A 3694-nucleotide genomic window follows, 5' to 3' on the forward strand; every position below is an offset into this window, starting at 1 on the left:
CTATCTGTTTTCAATTAACAAATTTATTATTTGGGATTTGATTTCCATTAATATCAGTGTATACTCTTTTTCCTGTTAAAGTTGTGTCTTCAATCCTAAAGTAATTACCATCTGTATCATATACTACTTGTTTTCCCATTTTAGGATTATTATATATCTCCTTGCCGCTAAAAGCTGTGAAACTTTTTCTTGGTTTATGGGCATTTTATCACCTCCATATTGTTAAAGTAAAATAGTTTTAAATGCCGTCTGTCAGTTCAGCTATAAGTGCAATATGCTCACGCATTTTGACTTTTTTAAGATTTTTTACAGACTCTTTTCCGCCAAGTGCAAGCAGCGGAACATATCCAAAGCACTCATCATACTCCAGTTCACCATATTTCTTAACTGCTGCGTTATACTTTTTGATAGTGAAATAATCGTCATCAAGGACGCCCTCTTCAACTTCCTCAAAAAAGTCCTCAAATCCAGTTGATATTATATCACTATCTTGATATCTATACTTGAGTATCCCGATATACTTGTTATCTTCCCATGTAATGATATCACCAAATGCTGTCGCAAATATCGGGATAGTAACTTCACCGTCAAAATATGACTGCTGCACAAGTTCGATATACTCGTTCGGGTCTATCGCTTTTAAGTAACCATTGTAGAATGTTCCCAAACCAAACTCTCTCCAAAAATCAAACAATTCTTCAGGCAATCTGCCTTATACTGTTCGATTCGTGACACATCAATATCTCTGAACTTAACGTAATCTTTTAACATATTATCTTCTCCGAGCAGAACCGAATAAAATCAGTTCTGCATTTATTATCAGTCCTCCGCAGGTCTTAACATACCCAAGAACGCAGTAAATGAGTCTGCCACCTTTGACAGCACCCAACCTGAGTCCTCGCTCTCCTCGCTTTCAGCGTCTGCAAAATATATCGTACCATAATTATCGCCTTTGCCCAAACACAGCAATATCTGATTATCAAAAGAATCACAGGCTATCGGCAGATATTCGTCGGGGATAAGTTCCTCGTCCACCAAATTCTCGTATGACTCCATTATCTCGTTGTCATCATAGAAATAGTGTATATCACTGCCCTGCTCAAACTCATCCTCGTCGGAAGTTCCGTTCTCAATAAAATCGAACTCCACTTCATCCTCAGGCATTCCGCCGTTTGTTTTCAGCAAAAAGTCCTTATAGTCCTTTGGAAAGCTTAAATTCAGTTCACCCTCCATTTCCTTGATATCCTTGCTGCTTAGCTTTTCGCCAACTTCGACCAGTTTCATAATTATCCTCCTTTAAATTATTCCGTGTCTTATTTTAGTTGCTCCACCCATATGATTAAATCCGCCACACCTTGGTGAATGGATTTTGGAAGGAACCATTAACACACTTTTTCCATCTTCCAAATGGTGCCAAGTATAATCCTTTGGTAATTTTATACCAGTTTCATTACGAATGATTTTAACATCTTTTCTAAAAACACCAGTTAATTTTGCTTTCATTTTTATCGGATTAGGGTGCTCTGGATGAGCAAATTTCTCGAACCTAGGATATAAATTTCCGTCTTTATTCTTTGTATACTTTATGGTTACATTTTTATTTGAAAACAAATAAAATAAAGTAGTCATATCATTCTTTCAACAGCTGTTCACTGACCTCCATTTTCTTATTAGGGCTTATCGGTAATTCCACTCGGTCTATGCCAATAAGGACGACTGAATGTGACGTGAATCTTTCAATATAATTCTTATTTACTAAATACGATTTATGAATACTGATAAAATCACTTAAACTTTCATTGTCAAGCAGGTTAGATAATTTTCCGTAAAAGGTATATTGATTCGTAATAGTATGGATCACTATTGTTCTGCCCTGACTCTCAAAATAACAAATATTAGATACTATGATACTGTTTTTGACTTTATGTGCAGTATATTCAAACACCTTTTTTCTCTTAGCCTGATCCAAATAATAAGTTTCAAAAAATTCAACTATTCTTTCATAAGTAATTGGCTTTTTTATATAATCATAGGGCCTTATTTTAATGGAGTCAATAGCATACTCGCCATAAGATGTCACATAAACGATAGCAGTGTTGTCATTGGCATACAGTCCACGCAATCTTTTCCCAAGTTCAATACCATTCATTTGTTTTTCATCATTATTTTTAAATTCAATATCGAGCAATATAACATCAAACGAGTTCCCCTTGAGATACTCGTCCATTAATTCCTCACAAGTATCAAATTCTGCATGATCAATTTCTCTGTCACATTGTATTGAATAGTCTAACAAATACTTTGATAAACTTTCCTGCATATGTTTATCATCATCACAAATTGCAACTCTGATCATACGATCACCGCCTTTATACGCCATTATACCAAACATTTTTCAGAAAATCAATACATATTTTATCAATTTTCTGGTATAATAGTTTACAAAACAAAATATAATTTTTTCGCAAAATCTGCACCTTTGCGAAAGACTATTTAAGGCGATTTTGATCGCTATTTTGACTAATGTGATAGAATTTAAGCACATTATATCACATCAAATGGTTTTTGTAAAGTCAAAATAAAAAAAATTATCAAAAAAACACGGCTGATAAAGTTTTCAGCCGTCAGAATTTCAGTACGAGGAGGGCGATAAAATGAAAAATACAATGAACATTTACAAGAGAAAAGACGGACGTTTCGAGGGGCGTATTCCGTTTGGAAGAGATGATAACGGAAACCTGAAGTATAGGTATCTGTACTCAAGAAATCTTACAGAGCTTAAAGAAAAGATGCTTTATGCGTATACGACTTCTGAAAAGTATTCACCTGTCGTTTGCGGTAAAACCTTGCATGAATTATCGCTTGAATGGCTCGGCAGCGCTAAACTGCGTGTTAAGGAGTCTAGCTATTGCTGTTATAAAAAGATAGTGACTAAGCATATAATTCCGTATTTTGAGAAGATAAAATATTGTGAGTTAAATACTCCGAAAATCAACGCTTTTATCGAATATCTTCTGAAATATGGAAAATCTGACAAAAATAGCGGACTGTCAGCCAAGACTGTTCACGATATCATAGTAGCAATGCGTTCGATTGCTAAGTATTCAGAGCAGGAGTATGGCTTGAGTAATCCAATGTGCAGTATTTCTATGCCAAAGATCCAAAGGAATGAAATTTCGGTACTGAACGAAAGCGAGCGTAAAAACTTGCAAAACCATTTAGTTAATAATCTGAACAACACAAACATTGGTATACTGCTTACTATGTACAGCGGTATGCGTATTGGCGAGATTTGTGCTTTAAAATGGAGCGATATTGATTTGCAGAGTGGCATTATCCGTATTTCAAAAACTGTTCAACGTATTAATGATAAAATTGGAAATTCAAAAACAAAGATCATTGTTGGTTCACCAAAAAGCAGGACATCAGAGCGGGAAATTCCAATACCAAACTTTCTTGTAAACATTCTTAACGAAAGGCGACAAAATGAAAACAATTATATTCTTTCCGGAACTCACAAGCTGATCGAACCGAGAACAATGCAGAACAGATTTAAATCCGTCCTGAAAAAGTGTGGAATACGAAACGTTAATTTTCATTTACTGCGTCACACATACGCTACTGTTTGTATTGAGAATGGCTTTGATGCTAAAACTGTCAGCGAGTTGCTAGGTCATTCTAATGTTAATATTAC

The 3694-nt window shown here is 35.1% G+C and carries 5 protein-coding genes; 1 reads left to right on the forward strand and 4 read right to left on the reverse strand.

Features of this window, described 5'->3' with window-relative positions:
• Nucleotides 1-238: 238 nt before the first annotated feature.
• The 4 genes from DW793_RS13890 to DW793_RS13905 form a co-directional block, all read right to left on the reverse strand.
• On the reverse strand, nucleotides 239-667 hold the full coding sequence (locus DW793_RS13890) for a T6SS immunity protein Tdi1 domain-containing protein (RefSeq protein ID WP_252969913.1): 429 nt from the start codon (nucleotides 665-667) through the stop codon (nucleotides 239-241).
• Between the two features lie 152 nt (nucleotides 668-819).
• Complete coding sequence (locus DW793_RS13895) at nucleotides 820-1284, reverse strand: SMI1/KNR4 family protein (protein ID WP_118158497.1); 465 nt, start codon at nucleotides 1282-1284, stop codon at nucleotides 820-822.
• Between the two features lie 12 nt (nucleotides 1285-1296).
• Complete coding sequence (locus DW793_RS13900) at nucleotides 1297-1629, reverse strand: HNH endonuclease (protein WP_118158498.1); 333 nt, start codon at nucleotides 1627-1629, stop codon at nucleotides 1297-1299.
• Nucleotide 1630: 1 nt separating this feature from the next.
• Nucleotides 1631-2356 (reverse strand): LytR/AlgR family response regulator transcription factor, encoded by a 726-nt coding sequence (locus DW793_RS13905; RefSeq protein ID WP_171028804.1) that lies wholly within the window; start codon nucleotides 2354-2356, stop codon nucleotides 1631-1633.
• Nucleotides 2357-2654: 298 nt separating this feature from the next.
• Here DW793_RS13905 and DW793_RS13910 point away from each other — a divergent pair.
• Nucleotides 2655-3694, forward strand: a 1040-nt coding sequence (locus DW793_RS13910) for a tyrosine-type recombinase/integrase (protein WP_147342224.1), incomplete at its 3' end; no start/stop codon positions are given.

Origin of the sequence: Ruminococcus sp. AM31-15AC (genome assembly GCF_003462045.1) — a bacterium.
GTDB classification, from domain to species: Bacteria; Bacillota; Clostridia; order Oscillospirales; family Ruminococcaceae; genus Hominimerdicola; species Hominimerdicola aceti.

Excerpts from the sequence above, each read along its gene's own strand:
- DW793_RS13895 (WP_118158497.1), bottom strand. The coding sequence starts at position 1,284 with ATGAAACTGGTCGAAGTTGGCGAAAAGCTAAGCAGCAAGGATATCAAG.
- DW793_RS13900 (WP_118158498.1), bottom strand. The coding sequence starts at position 1,629 with ATGACTACTTTATTTTATTTGTTTTCAAATAAAAATGTAACCATAAAG.
- DW793_RS13905 (WP_171028804.1), bottom strand. The coding sequence starts at position 2,356 with ATGATCAGAGTTGCAATTTGTGATGATGATAAACATATGCAGGAAAGT.